Below are 17,308 nucleotides of genomic sequence, written 5' to 3' on the forward strand. Positions count from 1 at the left end.
CGGCCGGACAGGACCTGGCCCCCGCCTCAGGAGCAGCAGTCGGCCTCGAGTCCCAGCGGCAGCTGCTCGCCGCCGAACACCGCGCAGGTGGCCTCGTGGCCGCCCAGCGCGGCGACGGCCAGGACCAGGGATCCGGCCGTCCAGGTGGTCAACTCCCGTGGCCAGATGGCCTCGTCCTCGAAGACGTAGCCGGTCCAGTACAGACCCGACTCGGCGTCCCGCAGATGCTGGATCGCCTGGAGGATCTCCAGCGCCCGGTCGGACTCGCCCATCGCCCAGAGGGCGAGGGCCAGTTCGGCCGACTCTCCGCCGGTCACCCACGGGTTGGGCGCGACGCAGCGCACGCCGAGCCCCGGCACCACGAACCGCTCCCAGTCCGCCTCGATCCGGGCCTTGGCCTCCGCGCCGGTCAACGCCCCGCCCAGCACCGGGTAGTACCAGTCCATCGAGTAGCGGTCCTTGTCGAGGAACCGCTCCGGGTGGCGCCGTATGGCGTGCCGCAGCGCGCCCGCCGCCAACTCCCAGTCCGGCTGGGGCTCTTCGCGCTGCTCGGCGATGGCCAGCGCGCACCGCAGCGCCTGGTGGATCGAGGAGGAGCCGGTCAGCAGCGCCTCGGCGGTCGGCGTGCCGTCGTCCTCGCGCCGCCAGCCGATCTGTCCGCCCGGCTGCTGCAGCCGCAGCACGCACTCGACGGCCGCGTAGACGGCCGGCCACATGCGGTCCAGGAACGTGTCGTCGCCGGTGGACAGGTAGTGATGCCAGACGCCTACGGCGATGTAGGCGACGAAGTTCGTCTCGCGGGCCCGGTCGGTGACGTCGTCGAAGGCCCCGTCGGCGTAGGCGGCGTACCAGGAGCCGTCCTCGTTCTGGTGCCGGGCGAGCCAGGTGTAGGCCCGGTCGGCGGCCTCGTGCTCGCCGGCCGCGTCCAGGGCCATCGCGGCCTCGGTGTGGTCCCAGGGGTCCAGGTGGTGCCCGCGGAACCAGGGGATCGCGCCGTCCTCCCGCTGCACGGCGAGGATGCCGGCGACGGTCTCGGCGGCCTGCTCGGCGGTGAGGACCCCGGGCAGGACGAGGTGTTCTGTCCGGGGAGTGGTCACTTGGCGTCCACTCGCGGCAGGTGCGGCTTGGTCGCGTACGCCACGAAGCTCTTGCCGATGAGCGGGTTCAGCGCCTGCTCGGCGACCCGTGTCGCCAGCGGTTTCTTCATGATGTCCCAGACCAGCAGCTTGTGGTACGCCCGCACCGGCAGCGCCTTGTCGTTGTCGACGCCGAACGCGCACTTCAGCCACCAGTACGGCGAGTGCAGCGCGTGGGCGTGATGGGTGCCGTACGGCTTCAGGCCCGCCTCGCGGATCTTCGTGAGCAGTTCGTCCGCCTTGTAGATGCGGATGTGGCCGCCCTCGACCTCGTGGTAGGCGTCGGAGAGGGTCCAGCAGACCTTCTCGGGGCCGTAGCGCGGGACGGTGATCGCGATGCGGCCGCCGGGCTTGAGCACGCGCACCATCTCGGCGAGGACGCCCTTGTCGTCCGGGATGTGCTCCATCACCTCGGAGATGATGACGACGTCGAAGGACTCGTCGGGGAAGGGCAGCGCGAGGGCGTCGCCCTCCATGGCGGTCGCGGTGGCGCCCTCGGGGGCCTCGCCGGCCTCCTTCATCGCCGCGAACCACTTGGCGACCTCTCGAATTTCCTCGGCGTTCTGATCCAGCGCCACGACCTGCGCGCCACGCCGGTAACACTCGAAGGCATGCCGGCCCGCCCCGCAGCCGAGGTCCAGGACTCGGTCGCCCGGGGCGAGCGGGAACCGGGAGAAGTCGACGGTCAGCACGTGGCCCTGCTTTCGCGATCGGATGCTTCAGATGCTTCGGTTACGACGTCAACGGTCTGGGGCGCGGACACAGGGGGCGCTGCGGACGCAGGGGCCGGGACCGAGGTCGCCGTGGCCGCCGTGGACGCCGTTGGTGTCGTGGACGCCGAGGTCGCCTTGGCCCCCGTGGTCGCCGACGAGGTCGCCGTTCGGGGCCGGCGGGCCCGCTGGGGCTCTCGGTCGCCGCCGGCCACGGCTATCGCCTCGCGGTAGCGCTCCACGGTGCCCTCGGCGGCCCGCGCCCAGGTGAACCGCTCCAGCACCCGCGTCCGGCCGGCCGCGCCGAGCCGGGCCCGCAGCTCGGGGTCGCCCAGCAGCCGGGCGAGGCCCGCGGCGAGCGCGCCGGAGTCCCCCGGCGGCACCGCGAGGCAGGTCTCCCCGTCGCGCCCGGCGACCTCGGGGATCGCCCCTCCGGTGGTGGCGACGAGCGGCGTCCCGGTCGCCATGGCCTCCGCCGCCGGCAGGGAGAACCCCTCGTACAGGGACGGCACGCAGGCGACCTCCGCCGAGCGCACCAGGTCGACGAGTTCGGCGTCGGAGATGCCCTTGACGAACTCGACGACGCCTTCGAGGCCGTACCGCTCGATCGCCTGGGCGACGGGCCCCTCCTGCGGGCGCTTGCCGACGACGACGAGGTGGGCGTGCGGGTGCTCGGTGCGCACCTTCGCCAGCGCCTCGACGAGGAAGACCAGGCCCTTGAGCGGAACGTCCGCGCTGGACGTCGTCACGATCCGGCCCGGCGTCACGGGCACCGCGGGACTCGGCGAGAACAGGTCGGTGTCGGCGCCGATGTGGACGACGTGGATGCGGTCGTCGCGGACGCCGAGGTGGTCGGCGATCTCCTGGCGGGAGGTGCCGGAGACGGTGAGCACGGACGGCAGCCGGCGGGCGACGCGCTTCTGCATCCGGGTGAACCCGTACCAACGGCGCACGGACGCACGGCGCTTGAAGCCCTCGGCGGCGTCCAGCTCCAACTGCCGGTCGACGGTGATGGGATGGTGGATGGTGGTGACCAGCGGAGCGCCGACGTCCCCCAACAACCCGTATCCCAGGGTCTGGTTGTCGTGCACGACGTCGAACTCGCCGCGCCGGGCGCGCAGATGGCGGCGGGCGCGCAGCGAGAAGGTCAGCGGTTCGGGGAACCCGCCGGTCCACATGGTCGCCACTTCCAGCGCGTCGACCCAGTCGCGGTACTCGTCGCGCTTCGGGGTGCGAAAGGGGTCCGGCTGGCGGTACAGGTCGAGGCTGGGGAGCTCGGTGAGCGACAGACGGTCCTCGTACCCCTCGTCCAGGACGGGATAGGGCTGGGAGCCGATGACCTCGACACGGTGCCCGAGGCGGACGAGCTCACGCGAGAGATGCCGTACGTAGACGCCCTGGCCGCCGCAGAACGGGTTCCCCTTATAGGTGAGGAGCCCGATGTCGAGCGGTCGCCTGCCGTCGGCGGCGAGGTCATGCCGGGGCCCCGCCTGACTGGCCTCCGCGGTCACTCCGGGCCCCCTTCTGCCTGCACTGTCCCGCGAGACTACGACGGGACGCTAATCTAGAACAAGTTTCAGACTTGATCGTTCGGGAGGCTCTGAATCTACCGGCAGGTAGGGGCGCCGGAAGAAGTGGATCAGGTGATTCACGCCACGGCGACCGCCCTGCCATGCTGTGTGATCACCGACCCTCACCGACTGTCACGGAACGGAACGGAACGGGACCCATGCCTGCGGAAGCCAAGGCGAACAAGGCGCAGCCCTCGCCCCTCACGGAGCGGCAGCAGGCGCGCCGCCGCCGCATCCTGCACGCGAGCGCGCAGCTGGCCAGCCGGGGCGGTTTCGACGCGGTGCAGATGCGGGAGGTGGCCGAGTCCTCGCAGGTCGCCCTCGGCACGCTCTACCGCTACTTCCCTTCCAAGGTGCATCTGTTGGTCGCCACGATGCAGGACCAGCTGGAGCACATGCACGGCACGGTGCGCAAGAAGCCCCCGGCGGGCGAGAAGGCGGCGGACCGGGTCGCGGAGACGCTGATGCGCGCCTTCCGCGCCCTCCAGCGCGAGCCGCACCTGGCCGACGCGATGGTCCGTGCCCTGACCTTCGCCGACCGCAGCGTCTCCCCCGAGGTCGACCAGGTCTCCCGTCAGACGACGGCGATCATCCTTGACGCGATGGGCCTGGAGCACCCGACGCCCGAGCAGCTCTCCGCGGTCCGGGTCATCGAGCACACCTGGCACTCGGCCCTCATCACCTGGCTGTCGGGCCGCGCGTCCATCGCCCAGGTCCGCATCGACATCGAGACGGTCTGCCGCCTGATCGACGTGACGGACCCGGACGCGGACACGCACGACTGAGCACTACGACGCCGAGGGCGCGCACTCACCCCGAGGCCCGAGGCCCGAGGTCCAAGGTGTCCAAGGTCCAAGGTCCAAGGTCCAAGGTCCAAGGTCCAAGGCTCAAGGGGAGGAGATCCTCATTCCTCCGGCGGGAACACCGGCTCCCCACTCCCCATCAGCGTGATCACGATCGCCTCCACCGGGCAGCTCTCCGCCGCCTCCAGGACCCGTTCGTTCGCGTCCGTGTCGGGGTCGACCGGGTGGGACTGCCGGGCGGAGTCGAGCCGGAAGCCGTCCGGGGCGTGGTGGAGGCACTGGGCGGAGCCGATGCACAGGGAGCGGTCGACCTCGACGTGCCAGCGGTCGCCCGCGCCCAGGCTCGGCTCCGTTCGCACGGGATGCACCCCCATCCCCTCAGCCCTCCCAGCCGGCCGGGAGGTGGATCATCTTGTGCTCGAGGTACTCGCCGAAGCCCTCCGGGCCGAACTCCCGCCCCAGACCTGAGTTCTTGTAGCCGCCGAACGGGCCGAGCATGTCGAGGCTGAAGGTGTTGACGGAGTAGGTGCCGGTACGGACCTGACGGGCGACCTCGATGCCGTGCGCCACGTCCGCCGTCCACACGCTGCCGCTGAGGCCGTAGTCGGAGTCGTTGGCGATCTTCAGCGCCTCGGACTCGTCGCCGTAGGGAAGCAGGCAGATCACCGGGCCGAAGATCTCCTCCCGGGCTATCCGCATGGAGTTGTCGACGTCGCCGAAGAGGGTCGGCTCGACGTACCAGCCCCGGTCCAGACCCGGTGGACGGCCGCCGCCCGTGAGGACCTTCGCGCCCTCCTCCTGGCCGATGCGGATGTAGTCGAGGTTGCGCTGCTGCTGCCGCCTGGCGACCAGCGGGCCGACCTGGGTCGCCGGGTCCAGCGGGTCGCCGACGACCAGGGCGCTCGCCGCCGCGGCGAAGGCGTCCGCGAACTCGTCGTAGCGGGAGCGCGGCAGCAGGATGCGGGTCTGGGCGACGCAGGCCTGCCCGTTGTTCATCCAGGCCGCCGAGACGATGCCGGGGACGGACGTCGTGATGTCCGCGTCGGGCAGGACGACGGCCGCCGACTTGCCGCCGAGCTCCAGGGTCACCCGGGTCAGGTTCCTGGCCGCCACCTCCATGACCCGTTTGCCGGCCGCGACCGACCCCGTGAAGGAGACCTTGTCGACGCCGGGGTGTCCGACCAGGTACTCGCTCACCTCGCGGTCCGCCGGAAGGATCGACAGAACGCCCTCGGGCAGACCGGCGTCCCGCGCGATCTCGGCGAGGAGGTAGGCGTCCAGCGGGGACTCGGGCGACGGCTTGAGCACCACCGTGCAGCCGGTGAGCAGCGCGGGCGCGAGCTTGGCGGCGGCGACGAACTGCGGGACGTTCCAGGGGACCACGGCCGCGACCACGCCCACCGGCTCACGCCGGACGAGGATGCGCCCCAGAACCCCGTCGCGCCGCTCCTCGTAGGTGAAGTTCCGGGCGACCGTGATCGCCGCGTCCCAGACCATCATCGCGCCGAGGGCCTGCGCGAGGACGCTCCAGGAGTACGGGGAGCCGTTCTCGGAGGAGATGACGCGGGCGATCTCCTCGTGCCGGGCGGCGATCCCGTCCTTGATGCGGGTGACGACGGCGATCCGCTCGTCGAGCGGGAGCCGGGGCCAGGGCCCCTCGTCGAAGGCCCGCCGCGCCACGGCCACCGCCCGGTCGACGTCGGCCGTCGACGCGTGCGGCACCCGCCCGATGACCTCCTCGGTGTGCGGCGAGATCACCTCGATGACGCCCTTGCCCAGCGGGTCGGTCAGTTCCCCGCCGATGAACAGCTGTCCGTGTTCCACGAGCTCGGCCATGGCCACTGCCTTCGTCTACGACGTCGCTGCTGGGTTTCTGAGCAGCTTCCGAGTTTCTGACGGTGTATCAGGAACTGATACCAGTTCTAGTTATAGTGGGCAATGGCCGTGCGACGGAGGGCAGATGATGAGCAGCCGAGACGACGACGATCCCCTGGCTCCGGTGCACGACCACGGCGGTGGCGTCCGCTCCCTACGGGTCCCCATCCCGGACAACCCGCTCGGCCACACCCTCGTGTACGTCGTCGACACCGACCGTGGACCGGTGCTGATCGACACCGGCTGGGACGACCCCGCCTCCTGGGACGCCCTGGCCGCCGGACTGACGGCCTGCGGCACCTCGGTCGCCGAGCTGCACGGGGTCGTCGTCACCCACCACCACCCCGACCACCACGGCCTCTCCGGCCAGGTGCGGGAGGCCTCCGGGGCGTGGGTGGCGATGCACGCGGCGGACGCGGCGATCGTGCGGCGGGCCCGCGAGACCCGCCCCGAGCGCTGGTACACGTACATGGCGGACAAGCTCACGACCGCCGGCGCCCCCGAGGAGCACATCGCTCCGCTGCGCACGCCTCCGGCCCGCCGCCGCCCCCTCCCCGGCCTCGCTCCCGCCCTGCCCGACCGCGAGATCGTCCCCGGCGAACTCCTCGCGCTGCCCGGCCGCCGTCTGCGCGCGATCTGGACGCCGGGCCACACCCCAGGCCACGTCTGCCTGCACCTGGAGGAGGAGCACCCGGCCCGGCTCCCGGGCCACGGACGCCTGTTCTCCGGCGACCACCTGCTCCCGGAGATCACCCCGCACATCGGCCTGTACGAGGACCCCGACGACGCCACCGTCACCGATCCGCTCGGCGACTACCTCGACTCCCTCGAACGCGTCGGCCGCCTCGCCCCCGCCGAGATCCTCCCGGCCCACCAGTACGCCTTCACCGACGCCCCCGCCCGGGTACGGGAACTGCTCGACCACCACGAGGACCGCCTCACCGGCCTCCTCACGCTCCTCGCCACTCCCCTCACCCCCTGGCAGCTCGCCACCCACATGGAGTGGAACCGCCCCTGGGACCAGATCCCCTACGGCTCGCGGAACATCGCCGTCTCGGAGGCGGAGGCCCACCTGCGCCGCCTGGTGAAACTGGGCCGGGCGGAGGCGGTGACGGGAAGCGACCCGGTGACGTACGTGGCGGTGTGAGGCCGCTGGGCCGACAAGGGGCGGGCAGGCCATGTGAAGGTCCGGCATGAGCGGTCCCGTTCACAGGAGGGATCCGCGTAGTTCACAGCGCGGCTCTACGGTGCTGAAGCACCCGCCCGGCACCCCGGCCCCCCTGGTGAAGCCCATGGACCCGATCGAGCAACTCCTCGCCGAACGAGCCTGCCAGCGCCTGCTCCTCGGCCTCGTCCGCCGCCTGGACCTCGGCGAACAGCCCGCCTCCGTGGCCGAGCTGTTCACCGAGGACGGCACCTGGGCCTGGCCGGAGCGCGACCGGCTGGTCACGGGCCGCGACGCCCTGCGCGCCCACTTCGGCTCCCGCGCCGCCGACCGCCGCGCCCGCCGCCTGATGTCCGACGTCCACGTCGAGGTGACCTCCCCGGACACGGCGACGGCGACCTCGTACTTCACCACGTTCCACGTCGACCACGACCGCCCCACGCCGGGACCCCCCGTAGGGATCGGCCACTACGAGGACGTCCTGCACCGCACCCCCGACGGCTCCTGGCTCCTCGCCCGACGCACCCTGCACCTCTCCTCCAGCAGCCCGGCGCCTCTCCTCTAGACCGCGGGCGAGCGGATCGACCGGACCGACCGGAGCGTCGGCGAGCGGATCGACTCCCCCGGCGAGGCGCCGGTCACATATGACGCGCCCGGCCCGTGAGGCGTCGTGAGCCCGCTGTCACCGAACCGCGCTTGAACGGTGAACCACCCCACATGACTCACATCACCTACTAACCACCCTAGTGGTGCATTTCGGACGCCATGTACATGACTTTGGCCCCTCTGACCTGCACATTGAGAGCCAGCTCACACGACCGACCTTCACCCCGAATACGACCACAACTAGCAAAAGGGGTCTTTGCGGACGGCTCCCGATCCTGCTTCTCTGGTTGACGTCGCACGGCGCCGACGAGCCCCACAGGCCTCGGCGCCGACGCATGCAGCCACCCACCGCAACCACGCGGTGCGGCCACGCACCGCGTGACTCCGGCATGCAGCGACGTCACTGTCCCCGAAGAAAAAGGTTCTCCGTGTCCGTCTCCGTCATCCGCCGCATCGCTTCCCCGAAGAAGGCCCTCACCGCCGTCGCCGTGGCCGCCGCCACCGCCGGCATGGCCATGACCGCGGCGCCCGCCCACGCGGCCACCACCGTGGCCAGCGCCTCCCAGGCCCAGGCGATCGCGCACAAGATGATCCCGGACGCCGCGCAGTACAACGCCTTCGCCAACATCGTGAAGCACGAGAGCGGCTGGGACGTCGACGCCACCAACGCCTCCTCCGGCGCCTACGGCCTCGTCCAGGCCCTCCCGGGCTCCAAGATGGCCTCCGCGGGCTCCGACTGGAAGACCAACGCCGCCACCCAGATCAAGTGGGGTCTGGACTACATGAACTCCCGCTACGGCAGCCCGGTCGGCGCCTGGAACTTCTGGCAGGCCAACAACTGGTACTGACCAGCAGCACCACCCACCGCGCGGTGCACGAAGGCGGCGGCCCCCACCCCGGGGCCGCCGCCTTCGCCGTTTCCCCGGCTCCGCGTGATGCACTGAGCCGATGACCACCGAGCCCGCCGCCCAGGACCCCGAGGGCGCCGAGACGCGCGGTGTCCCCCTGGTCCCCGTGCTCCTGGGCCTGACCGTGGTGAGCGGCCTGATCGACGCGGTCAGCTACCTCGGCCTCGGCCATGTCTTCACCGCGAACATGACCGGCAACGTCGTCGTCCTCGGCTTCGCCGCCGCAGGCGCCGCCGGCTTCTCCGTCCGGCACGCCGCGACCTCGCTGATCTGCTTCCTGGCGGGCGCGGCGACGGGCGGTCGCCTCAGTCGCCGACTGGGCGGCGGCTCGCGGCGCAGGTGGGCGCGGCGGACCCTGGCCGTCGAGGCGCTCCTGCTGGCCGTCTCGTCCGCCGTGGCCTTCGCCGCCCCGGACGACTCTCCCGCCACGGTGTACTCCGTGATCGCCGTCACCGCCTTCGCGATGGGCCTGCGCAACGCGGCCGTCCGCAAACTGAGCGTGCCCGGCCTCACCACGACCACCGTCGTGACCATGACCCTGACCGGCCTGGCCTCCGACTCCTCCATGGGCGAGGGAACGGGCAGCCGCTCAGCACGCCGTACAGCGGCCGTGGTCGCGATGTTCCTGGGCGCGGCCCTGGGCGCCGGGCTGGTGATCCACCACGGCATCGCGCTCCCGCTGCTGATCGCGGCCGCGGTGTCGGGAGTCCTGGCGGCGACGGCGTCCGGGCGGGACTGAGAGAGCCCCGGCCGCCAGGCCAGCCGGCCAGCGAAGCGTCTCCGGAACCCGCACCGGAGCCCGCACCGGAGCAAGCACCGGAGCCCGTGCCGTCGGCGGCCCGATCCCCACGACGCCGGGACAGCAGGGTCGCCCCGGCGACCACGGCCCACGGCCCACGGCCCACGGCCCACGGCCCACGGGTGACGCAGTCCACATCTCGGGGGTTCCCGACACCGGACGTCGCTTCCCGCCACTCCCCGTCACTCCGTGCTGACCTGCAACTCCTTCACCCCGTTGATCCAGGCGGACCGCAGCCGCCGGGGATCCCCGACGAGCCGGAGCCCCGGCATGGCGTCGGCGACGGCGTTGAAGATGAGGTTGATCTCCAGCACGGCCAGCGACTTGCCCAGGCAGAAGTGGGGCCCGCCGCCGCCGAACCCGAGGTGGGGGTTGGGATCGCGCGTCACGTCGAAGTCGTCGGCGCGGTCGAACACCTCGGGGTCGTGGTTGGCGGAGGCGTAGAAGATCCCGACCCGGTCCCCCTTCTTGATCAGCTTCCCGCCGAGCTCGGTGTCCTGGGTGGCGGTCCGCTGGAAGGCGACGACGGGGGTGGCCCATCGCACGATCTCCTCGGCGGCGGTCGAGGGCCGCTCCCTCTTGTACAGCTCCCACTGCTCGGGATGGGTGAGGAAGGCGTGCATGCCGTGGGTGATGGCGTTGCGGGTGGTCTCGTTCCCCGCGACGGACAGCATCAGCACGAAGAACCCGAACTCGTCGGAGTTGAGATTCCCCTCGTCCTCGGCGGCCACGAGCGTCGAGACGATGTCGTGGGCCGGGCAGCGCTTCCGCTCGGCGGCCATGTTCATGGCGTACGAGATGAGCTCGGCGGCGGACTGCTGTCCGACCTCCTCGGTGATGGCGTACTCGGGGTCGTCGTAGGCGATCATCTTGTTGGACCACTCGAAGATCTTGGTCCGGTCGTCCTGGGGGATGCCGATGAGCTCGGCGATGGCCTGCAGGGGCAGTTCGCAGGCGACGGACGTGACGAAGTCGAAGGGTCCGGAGTGCTCGCGGGCGGCGGCGACGATGGCGGCGGCACGCGCCCGCAGCCGCTCCTCCAGCGCCCGTATGGACCGAGGCGTGAACCCGCGCTGCACGATCTGCCGCACCCGGGTGTGCTCGGGCGGATCCATGTTCAGCAGAATCAGCCGCTGAGCGTCGATCGAGTCACGCTCGATGTGCTCGTTGAAGCGGATGATGGCGGTGTTGAGGGTGGAGGAGAAGATCTCGGGGTGGGTGGAGACGTACCGGACGTCGGCGTGCCGGGTCACCGCCCAGTAGCCCTCGTCCTGGAAGCCGGCGACATTGCCCGACTGGGGGATCCAGCGGACCGGTTCGGCGGCGCGCAGCTCGGCGAACTCGGGTAGGGGCACATGGTGTTGCAGCAGGTCGGGGTCGGTGAAGTCGAACCCGTCGGGAAGCGCTGGACAGGGCATCGGCGGCTCCAGCCAGATGGCAGCTTTTCTGACGGTTCATCAGAAACAGATTGCGGTGAAGGTAGTTGAGGAGCCTCGAGGCTGCAAGACCCTTGCGGTGACGCACATCACGTAAGCAGACTGCATCCAGAAGAACTAGAACACGTACTAGTTCCGAGAGGATCCGCACCCATGGCCGCCGAACCCGTGATCGTGGAAGCAGTCCGCACCCCCATCGGCAAGCGCGGCGGCGCGCTGGCCAATCTGCACCCCGCCTACCTCCTGGGCGAGACCTACCGCGAACTCCTGGGCCGCACCGGCATCCCCGCCGACGCGGTCGAGCAAATCGTCGGCGGCACGGTGACCCATGCCGGCGAACAGTCGATGAACCCGGCCCGCACAGCCTGGCTGACGATGGGCCTCCCCTACGAGACGGCCGCGACGACGGTCGACTGCCAGTGCGGCTCCTCGCAGCAGGCGTCGCACATGACGGCGAACATGATCGCGGCGGGCGTCATCGACGTCGGCATCAGCTGCGGCGTCGAGGCGATGTCCCGCGTCCCCCTGGGCTCGGGCTCGAAGCACGGCCCCGGAAAACCGTTCCCGGAGGAGTGGAACGTAGACCTGCCGAACCAGTTCGAGGCAGCGGAACGCATAGCCCGCAACCGAGGCCTGACGAGGGAGGACGTGGACGCCCTCGGCCTGCTGTCCCAATCCCGGGCGGAGGCGGCCTGGTCGGAGGAACGCTTCAAGAAGGAGACCTTCGCGGTCCAGGTCCCCACGACCGAGGAGGAACAGGCGTCGGGCCAGGGCATGTGGCGCCTGGTCGACAAGGACGAGGGCCTACGGGACACGTCGGCGGAGGCGCTGGCACGACTGAAGCCGGTCATGCCGACGGCGATCCACACGGCCGGCAACTCGTCCCAGATCAGCGACGGCGCGGCGGCGATCATGTGGGCGTCGAAGCGGATGGCGCGGGCGCTGAAGCTGAAGCCGAGGGCGAGGATCGTCGCCCAGGCCCTGGTCGGCGCGAACCCGCACTACCACCTGGACGGCCCGATCGACGCCACACGGGCGGTGCTGGGCAAGGCGGGCATGTCGTTGAAGGACGTCGACCTGATCGAGATCAACGAGGCCTTCGCGTCCGTGGTGCTGTCCTGGGCGAAGGTCTTCGAGACGGACCTGTCCAAGGTCAACGTCAACGGCGGCGCCATCGCCCTCGGCCACCCGGTAGGAGCGACGGGCGCCCGCCTGATCACGACGGCCCTTCACGAACTGGAGCGCACGGACAAGGAGTTCGCGCTGATCACGATGTGCGCGGGCGGAGCCCTGGCGACCGGGACGATCATTCAGCGGCTGTAGCCCGGAAAAGAGACCGCGAGAACGCGGCGGGCCTGACCGCGAGGGTCGAGTCCGCCGGGTTCTCGGTCCCCACTCGTCACGGATTTTCATCCACCCCTCCAACTCCCCTCTGTACCATGCGTTTTGTCCCGCCCTGCTGGCAGCTGGGCGGTTCGGCCGCCGGGATCAGGGGCAACGGGATCAGGGGACAAGGGGAGGGGAACGGGACATGCTCACGGAGGCGTTGACCGCAGTGGCGGCCGGTGGGGGGATGGCCGTCGTCCAGGCGGCCGGGTCGGACAGCTGGGCGTGGTTCCGGACCCGGTGTGCGCGGCTCGTCGGGCAGGGGGACTCCGCGCGGGAGAGCGAGACGCTCGAGCTGCTCGACCGTACCGCCGCCGTGCTCGCCGCCACCGGCGAAGGTGAGCGGGAGCGGGTGCGGGCGGTGCACGCGGTGTTGTGGCAGGGGGAGTTCGCCTCGCTGCTCGGGTCGCTCAGCAGCACGGAGCAGGAGCGGCTCCTCACTCAACTCACCCAGCTCACCCGGGAGTTCGGCAGTGAGGACGGGGCATCCGGTGGCGCCCTCACCGGTAACGCCTTCCACGGCCCCACCGCCGTCCAGACCGGCAACCACAACCGTCAGGAGAACCACTTCGGGTCCGGCGGATGACAGACCCCGGCGGCAGAGGGCCCGACTCCGGTGACGTGTCCGGGAACGTGTTTCACGGGCCCGCCGCCTTCCAGGTCGGTGATCACAACACCCTCGACGTCCATCACCACAGCCACCACACCCACCACACTCACCGCATCACCCCGCAGGCTCCTCTCGACGTCGTCGCCGACGAGCTCGCGCGGGTCGTCGGGGCGCAGTGGCAGGAAGAGGCCGGGCTGCGGCGGCTGTTGGAGCCGGCGCCGTTGCCGGTGCGGTGGCGGGTGAGCGAGCGAAAGGCGGCCGGGCGGATCGGCGGGGCCACTGCGGAGGGGGCGCGGGCGCGGTTCGTCGCGGTGCCGGGGGTTTCGCAGGTCACCCGCGAGCAGCTGCGCGACGGCGGCGGGCTCGGTGAACTGCACGCCGTATACGGCGGGTTGGCCTCGGGGCGGCTGCTGCTCATCGGTCCCCCGGCGGCGGGGAAGACCGCAGCCGCCGTACTCCTTCTGCTCGACGCGCTCGCCCATCGGGCGCGCATCGGTGCGGAGGACCGGGTGCGTGTTCCGGTGCCGGTCCTTCTCTCCCTGGAGGGGTGGGATCCCGGTGCGGAGAGCGCCGTGGACTGGGCGGCGGGGCGGCTCACGCGGGAGTACACGCTGTTCCACGGGCGGGGCGGGCGGGAGCGGGCGCGGCGGTTGCTGGAGGCGGGGCGGGTCTCGCTGTTCCTCGACGGGCTCGACGAGGTCACCGGCCGGCTGCGCGGGGCCATGGTCAGCGCGTTGGAGACGGCACCCTTCCGGCTGGTGCTCGTCTCGCGGGCCAGGGAGGCCGTGCTCACCGCGAAGAAGGCCCGGCTCGGCGGCGCCCTCGCCCTGGAGATCCAGGCCGTACGGCCCGCCGACACCGCCGCGTATCTGCTGAACCGGCTGCCCGCCGACCCCTCCCCCGCCTGGCGGGCCCTGACCGGACGGCTCCTCGACCAACCCGATGAACCCGTCCAACCCGACCGACCCGACCGACCCGGCAGCGTTCTCGCCGCCGCCCTCGCCAACCCGCTCGCCGTCGCCCTGCTCCGCGACGTCTACGCCGACGACGGTCCCGTGGACGAACTCCTCGACGCCGCCCGCTTTCCCACCCCGACCGCCGTCGAGAACCACCTCCTCGACCACGCGGTCGCCGCCGCGTACAGCCCGCGCCCGGGACTGCCTCGCCCCCGCTACTCCCCCGAGACGGCCGAACGCACCCTCCGCTTCATCGCCGCGCGCCTCACCCAGGACGGCTCCCGCGACCTGCGCTGGTGGCACATCCCCGGCTGGACGGGTCCCGGGCCTCGGATCATCGGCGTGTGGCTCGTCGCCACGGTGGTGTGCGGGACGCCCGGTGTGCTGCTGGCCTGGAGCCTGTATCCGACGCGCCAGACAGCCGTGCTCAGCTGCTTCGCAGCAATCTGGGGCGGTTCCGACATCGCCCGCCGGCACGCAGCCCTCAGCGTCCCGCAGCCGCTGTCGAGCGCAGGCCGCCGCGACATCTTCACCCGCGGGACGATCTGGGCCGGCATCACGCAATGGCTGTTCGTGGGCACCATGCTGTGCTTGTGCATCCCGCTGGTCTTGAGCATCCCCCTGTTGACCGACGACGCCCCGCCGTTGTGGTTCTGGTACGTCGTGACGCTGCCCCTCGGCTTCAGCGAGGTGCTGGTGACGGGCCGCGGGTACCAGATCGTCACCGGGGCCCCCGTCCTCTCCGTCGGCTCGGGGCGCAGGTACGACAGCGTGCGCGAGCGGCACAGCAGTCCCGCGGTCGTGGACAGCCGGTCCGTGGGACCGCGTGACGTGTGGCGGCACCACATCGGGCTGCGCCTGTTCCTGGGGCTGCTGACCGGCTGCGCCCTCGCGCTGTACATCGGTCCCATCCTGGCCTGGACGCAGTACCCGCTGGTGGGCGCGATGTTCGCGGTCACCGCGTTCCTGTGGACCGGCGCCGCCGCCGGACTCGCCGGCAACCTCGCCGTCGCCACCGCCCTCACCGCCGTACAACTCCATGCCGAGGAGGGCACCCCCGTACGCATGATGCACTTCCTGGAGGACGCCCGTCGCCGCAATCTGCTGCGGGCGACGGGGCCCGTGTACCAGTTCCGGCATGCGCGGCTTCAGGAGCGGTTGGCGGTTCCGAGGGAGTAGGGCGGTTCCGAGGGAGTGGAGGGAGTCGGCGTCTGTTCGGCCTCCGCAGCCGGGTCCGTCTCCGTCGTCAGGCGTGCCCTCGGGCCCATCAGCAGGTACGCGAGGCCGAAGCCGCCCGCCACGACCGCCGCGCCGCCGGCCGCGTCCAGCACCCAGTGGTTGCCGGTGGCCACGATCGCGGAGACCGTGAAGAGGGGGTGGAGGAGGCCCAGGGCCTTCATCCACCACTTCGGCGCGACGATCGCGATGACCAGCCCGCACCACAGGGACCAGCCGAAGTGGAGGGACGGCATCGCCGCGTACTGGTTGGTCAGGGCGGTCAGGGTGCCGTAGTCCGGCTTGGAGAAGTCCTGGACGCCGTGGACCGTGTCGATGACGCCGAGGCCGGGGAGCAGGCGCGGCGGGGCCAGCGGGTAGAGCCAGAAGCCGACCAGGGCCAGCAGGGTCGCGAAGCCCAGGGTCGAGCGGGCCCAGCGGTAGTCGACCGGGCGGCGCCAGTAGAGGATCGCCAGCACCGACAGCGGGACCACGAAGTGGAACGACTCGTAGTAGAAGTCGAAGAAGTCGCGCAGCCACTCGACCTTGACGACCGCGTGGTTGGCCCAGTGCTCGATGTCGATGTGCAGGAAGCGTTCGATGTCGAGGATCTGTCGGCCGTGGGCCTCCGCCCGCGCCCGGCCGCCGGAGTTCGTGCCGCCGGTCGCCGCGAGCCTGACCTGCTGGTAGGCGGCGTAGGTGACCCGGATGAGGAGGAGTTCCAGGAGCAGGTTCGGTCGGGTGAGGACGCGCTTGAGGAACGGCAGCAGCGGTACGTGCTTCCAGCGCGTCGGCACCGGCTGCGCGTACTGCGTGGGGATCGGCGCGCGGTAGTGCGGCGAGGTGCGCGGCAGGAACGGTACGACCGTCGCGGCGGCGATGGCGGCCAGCAGCACGGCGTTGTCGCGCAGCGGGTAGAGGGCCGCCATGTTCGGCAGCATCATCTTCGCCGGGAGGGTCATCACCAGGACGACGGCTACCGGCCAGACGTTGCGGTCCGAGGCGCGCTTGCCGACCCGGCCGACGACCGCCAGCAGGACCCAGAGCAGCTGGTGCTGCCAGGTCGTCGGGGAGACGGCGATCGCCGCGCAGCCGGTCAGGGCGACCGCGAGGAGCAGCTGGCCGTCGCGGGCGTAGCGCACGGCCCGGCGGACGCCGAGGACGGCGACGGCCGCCCCGAGGGTCAGGAACAGGCCGATCTCCAGCGGGCCGGAGAGGCCGAGACGCAGCAGCGCGCCGTGCAGCGACTGGTTGGCGAGGGCGTCCGCCTTGCCGCCGAGGCCCACGCCCGCCATGTGGTGCACCCAGTAGATGTACGAGTCGTGCGGCATCGCCGCCCAGGCGAGCGCGGTGCCCGCGGCGAACGTCGCGCCGGTGGCCGCCGCCGCCCGGCGGCGGCCGGTGAACCACAGGAGGGCCGCGAAGAGCAGCACCGTGGGCTGCAGGGCGGCGGCCAGGCCGATCAGAACGCCGGCCGCCCGCCAGTCCCGTACGGCGAAGCAGCCGAGGAGCACGAGCAGCACCGGGATGATGCTGGTCTGGCCGAGCCAGAGGGTGTTGCGGACCGGCAGCGACAGCATGAGCAGGCTGATCGCGACGGGCGCGGCGAGCAGGGCCGTACGTCTGCTCACGGGCTGGGGCAGGGCGCGCGCGACGACCAGGCCCAGGACGGCGACCAGCAGCAGGGTGCCGAAGGTCCAGCCCCAGCCGAGGGCCTGTTCCGCGGCCCGGGTCAGGGGTTTGAGGACGAGCCCGCCGAAGGGGGTGCCCGTGAAGCGGGTGGAGTCGTAGAGCGAACCGTTGACGTGCAGCACGCCGTCCGGTCCGACCCAGGTCTCCAGGTCCGTCAGCCGTTCTCCGCGCGGGGTGCGAAGGACGACGGCCACCTGGCGGACGGCGAGGACCGCCGCGACCAGCCAGAGACCGAGGCGTGCCGCGCGCAGCCGCGCCCTCGCCGTACCGGCCGCCGCCGGCCCGAAGGCCTCCGCCGTTCGCCCGCTGTGCTCCGCATTCGCCACGCCTCGTCGGCCTCCCGCCCCGTTCGTCCCACGCGTCTGCTGCGCAGGTGTTCGCTGAACGAACCCTATGAGGCTCGCACCACCCCCGAAGAGAGACGCAGGCAACCCCCGCTT

General features: G+C 71.5%; 15 protein-coding genes. 8 read left to right on the forward strand and 7 right to left on the reverse strand.

All coding sequences use genetic code 11. From position 1 onward, the window contains the following. Window positions 1-26: 26 nt before the first annotated feature. From OG562_RS11570 to OG562_RS11580, 3 genes are read right to left on the reverse strand one after another with little or no spacing between them, the layout of a single operon-like run. Window positions 27-1,097, reverse strand: coding sequence for a prenyltransferase/squalene oxidase repeat-containing protein (locus tag OG562_RS11570; RefSeq protein ID WP_266396382.1), 1,071 nt, complete (start codon window positions 1,095-1,097; stop codon window positions 27-29). After that, window positions 1,094-1,828, reverse strand: a complete 735-nt coding sequence (locus tag OG562_RS11575) for a class I SAM-dependent methyltransferase (protein WP_266396383.1) — start codon at window positions 1,826-1,828, stop codon at window positions 1,094-1,096. Before OG562_RS11575 ends, OG562_RS11570 begins: the two co-directional genes overlap by 4 nt. Next, window positions 1,822-3,357, reverse strand: coding sequence for a glycosyltransferase family 4 protein (locus tag OG562_RS11580; RefSeq protein ID WP_266396385.1), 1,536 nt, complete (start codon window positions 3,355-3,357; stop codon window positions 1,822-1,824). Before OG562_RS11580 ends, OG562_RS11575 begins: the two co-directional genes overlap by 7 nt. A gap of 218 nt (window positions 3,358-3,575) precedes the next feature. On the opposite strand from OG562_RS11580, the gene OG562_RS11585 reads away from it, so the two are divergent. Next, complete coding sequence (locus OG562_RS11585; protein ID WP_266396386.1) at window positions 3,576-4,202, forward strand: TetR family transcriptional regulator; 627 nt, start codon at window positions 3,576-3,578, stop codon at window positions 4,200-4,202. 119 nt (window positions 4,203-4,321) lie between these two features. On the opposite strand, the gene OG562_RS11590 is transcribed toward OG562_RS11585, so the two are convergent. Both OG562_RS11590 and OG562_RS11595 read right to left on the reverse strand, forming a co-directional pair. Beyond that, window positions 4,322-4,594 (reverse strand): ferredoxin, encoded by a 273-nt coding sequence (locus OG562_RS11590; protein WP_266396387.1) that lies wholly within the window; start codon window positions 4,592-4,594, stop codon window positions 4,322-4,324. Between the two features lie 4 nt (window positions 4,595-4,598). Next, the gene (locus OG562_RS11595) at window positions 4,599-6,056 is read right to left on the reverse strand and encodes an aldehyde dehydrogenase (RefSeq protein WP_266396389.1); all 1,458 of its coding nucleotides are present in this window, start codon (window positions 6,054-6,056) and stop codon (window positions 4,599-4,601) included. Between the two features lie 154 nt (window positions 6,057-6,210). Here OG562_RS11595 and OG562_RS11600 point away from each other — a divergent pair, with 154 nt between their 5' ends. The 4 genes from OG562_RS11600 to OG562_RS11615 all read left to right on the forward strand — a co-directional run bounded on the left by OG562_RS11600 (window position 6,211) and on the right by OG562_RS11615 (window position 9,513). Further along, window positions 6,211-7,242: an MBL fold metallo-hydrolase gene (locus OG562_RS11600; protein ID WP_266409202.1), complete on the forward strand. Its 1,032-nt coding sequence runs from the start codon at window positions 6,211-6,213 to the stop codon at window positions 7,240-7,242. Between the two features lie 145 nt (window positions 7,243-7,387). After that, window positions 7,388-7,825 carry a nuclear transport factor 2 family protein gene (locus OG562_RS11605; RefSeq protein ID WP_266396391.1) on the forward strand — a complete coding sequence of 146 codons (438 nt, stop codon included), beginning with the start codon at window positions 7,388-7,390 and terminating at the stop codon, window positions 7,823-7,825. A gap of 469 nt (window positions 7,826-8,294) precedes the next feature. Next, complete coding sequence (locus tag OG562_RS11610) at window positions 8,295-8,714, forward strand: transglycosylase SLT domain-containing protein (RefSeq protein ID WP_266396393.1); 420 nt, start codon at window positions 8,295-8,297, stop codon at window positions 8,712-8,714. Window positions 8,715-8,814: 100 nt separating this feature from the next. Further along, a complete protein-coding gene (locus tag OG562_RS11615) occupies window positions 8,815-9,513 on the forward strand; it encodes a YoaK family protein (RefSeq protein WP_266396395.1) in 699 nt (232 codons plus the stop codon). Between the two features lie 242 nt (window positions 9,514-9,755). On the opposite strand, the gene OG562_RS11620 is transcribed toward OG562_RS11615, so the two are convergent. Further along, window positions 9,756-10,991 carry a cytochrome P450 gene (locus OG562_RS11620; RefSeq protein WP_266396396.1) on the reverse strand — a complete coding sequence of 412 codons (1,236 nt, stop codon included), beginning with the start codon at window positions 10,989-10,991 and terminating at the stop codon, window positions 9,756-9,758. 171 nt (window positions 10,992-11,162) lie between these two features. On the opposite strand from OG562_RS11620, the gene OG562_RS11625 reads away from it, so the two are divergent. The 3 genes from OG562_RS11625 to OG562_RS11635 all read left to right on the forward strand — a co-directional run bounded on the left by OG562_RS11625 (window position 11,163) and on the right by OG562_RS11635 (window position 15,140). Then, the gene (locus OG562_RS11625) at window positions 11,163-12,332 is read left to right on the forward strand and encodes a steroid 3-ketoacyl-CoA thiolase (RefSeq protein ID WP_266396398.1); all 1,170 of its coding nucleotides are present in this window, start codon (window positions 11,163-11,165) and stop codon (window positions 12,330-12,332) included. A 208-nt stretch (window positions 12,333-12,540) separates the two neighbouring features. Next, on the forward strand, window positions 12,541-12,981 hold the full coding sequence (locus tag OG562_RS11630; RefSeq protein WP_266396400.1) for a hypothetical protein: 441 nt from the start codon (window positions 12,541-12,543) through the stop codon (window positions 12,979-12,981). A gap of 35 nt (window positions 12,982-13,016) precedes the next feature. After that, complete coding sequence (locus OG562_RS11635; protein WP_266396402.1) at window positions 13,017-15,140, forward strand: hypothetical protein; 2,124 nt, start codon at window positions 13,017-13,019, stop codon at window positions 15,138-15,140. Here the strand turns inward: OG562_RS11635 and OG562_RS11640 are convergent. Then, on the reverse strand, window positions 15,110-17,194 hold the full coding sequence (locus OG562_RS11640; protein WP_266396403.1) for a bifunctional glycosyltransferase 87/phosphatase PAP2 family protein: 2,085 nt from the start codon (window positions 17,192-17,194) through the stop codon (window positions 15,110-15,112). The two genes, OG562_RS11635 and OG562_RS11640, sit on opposite strands and share 31 nt — an antisense overlap. Between the last annotated feature and the right edge of the window lie 114 nt (window positions 17,195-17,308).

It is taken from the genome of Streptomyces sp. NBC_01275, from assembly GCF_026340655.1.
In the GTDB taxonomy this organism is placed as follows: domain Bacteria; phylum Actinomycetota; class Actinomycetes; order Streptomycetales; family Streptomycetaceae; genus Streptomyces.